The organism is Persicitalea sp., from assembly GCF_041751555.1.
Classification (GTDB): domain Bacteria; phylum Bacteroidota; class Bacteroidia; order Cytophagales; family Spirosomataceae; genus Persicitalea.
Genome location: NZ_JBGSXF010000553.1, coordinates 1 through 1,729, shown reverse-complemented (window position 1 = coordinate 1,729; position 1,729 = coordinate 1). Strand labels below are relative to the sequence as shown.

General features: G+C 52.2%; 2 protein-coding genes. Both read right to left on the bottom strand.

Translation table 11 applies throughout. The annotated features are described in order from the left end of the window. Window positions 1-1,443, bottom strand: a 1,443-nt coding sequence (locus ACEW8P_RS19855; RefSeq protein ID WP_373514815.1) for a BCCT family transporter, incomplete at its 3' end; no start/stop codon positions are given. 13 nt (window positions 1,444-1,456) lie between these two features. Then, window positions 1,457-1,729: DUF427 domain-containing protein (locus ACEW8P_RS19850; protein WP_373514814.1), on the bottom strand; the 273-nt coding region annotated here is incomplete at its 5' end.

The window sequence follows — 1,729 nt, the reverse complement described above, 5'->3', positions numbered from 1 at the left end:
CGATAGAATCTTTACGCCTTCCAGCCCTTTATCCTTCCCTTCTCCCGAAAACGAAACCATAATCCAGGCAATCAACCCAATCAAGCTTCCCCAGGCGATTTTGACGTAGAGTGGTGGCTCGTCGCTGCCTGATTCTGATTTTACGACGCTGATGCCACTCATGGCGGTGGTGTTGGAGTCGGCGGCGGTGACGTAGGAGAGGAAGGCTGTAACGAAGAAAACGATGCTGGTGATTTGGGCGAAGGGTAGTTTTTCCAAAATCGAAAAAATGACCCGGCTCGGCCCGCCTTCCTGGTTCAGCACGGCGTAAAGCGGCGAGCCAGACACCTGAAAATCGTAGTGAATTGCGCTGACGCTGAAAATCATGATCCAGACGCAGGCGAACAATGCGGGCAGAAAAAGATTGAAAGTAATGAACTGACGAACGGTGTAGCCGCGCGAAATTCTTCCTAAAAACAGAGCCGTAATAGGTGCCCATGCTAACCAGTTGGTCCAGTTAAAAATTGTCCAACTTTTGGCCCATTCGGTGTCGGGCGTGATGGTGCCGATTAGGCTTCTCGTGAAGAAATGAGTGATGTACTCGCCGAAAGCTTCCAGTCCGAACGATAGCAGGAACAACGTCGGCCCGACGACGAACATAAATACGCCCAGCATGATAAAAATGCTGACGTTTATTTCGGACAAAATACGGATGCCGCGCAATAAGCCACTCGCCGCCGAAGCGACAAATGAGAGAACAATGGCTAGCGCGACGAATCCCAATGTTAGAATGCTGTACGGAACACCCAGTATCTGCTCCAAACCACCGGAAATAATGAGAATGCCCGCTCCCAGCGAAGCCGCCATGCCCGCCACCAGGCAGAAGAGGCATAGTGCATCGATCCAGGTACTCAACGAACGGTGAACGCGGTTGCCCAAAATCGGGTACAGCATCGACCCCAGGCTAAACGGCTGATTGAGATTATAATAGCAAAGCGCAAACATCAGGCCACCCAGTGTATAAATTCCGTAGGGAATCAGCGACCAGTGCATGTACATAGTCGAAACGGCAAAGGTGGCCGCCTCGCGGCTATTGGGCACGATGTCTAAACTTGGCGGTGGGGCGTGCAGGTGAAAAAGCGGCTCAGCGGTTCCCCAGAAAAGAATACCTGTCGCAATGGTGGTACAAAGCGTGATCGAAAACCAGCGCCAGCGGTTGAGCAGGGGCAGCGCGAGCGGCCCACCGATCTTGATTTTGCCCAAAGGCGAAACATACACAACCAGACAAAGCAGAAAAAATACCAGCGCCCCCACCGAAAATAACCAACCCAGCGATCCCATCATGCCGGAGTTGAGGGCCGCGATGACCGAAATCATCGCCTGCGGGTTGATCAGGCTGAAAATGCAAACAACAATAAGGACAAGAAAGGGAGGCCAAAAGACGAAAGGACGCAGTTGCTTCATCCGGCGAAGATAGCTACTTTACCTCCACACCCTTCCAGAAGGCTACATAGCCTTCAATGTTTTTGGCGGCGTCCTTCGCGTTGGGGTAGTACCAGGCGGCATCTTTATTTGTCTTGCCGTCTACGCTTAAACTGTAATAAGAGGCCGTTCCCTTCCACGGGCAGGCGGAGTGCGTGTCGGATTCCTGTAAGAATTCACTCTTCACCGACTCAATGGGGAAGTAGTGGTTGTTTTCGACAACGACGGTTTCGTCGCTCTCGGCGATGGTTTGGTTATTCCAGGTAGC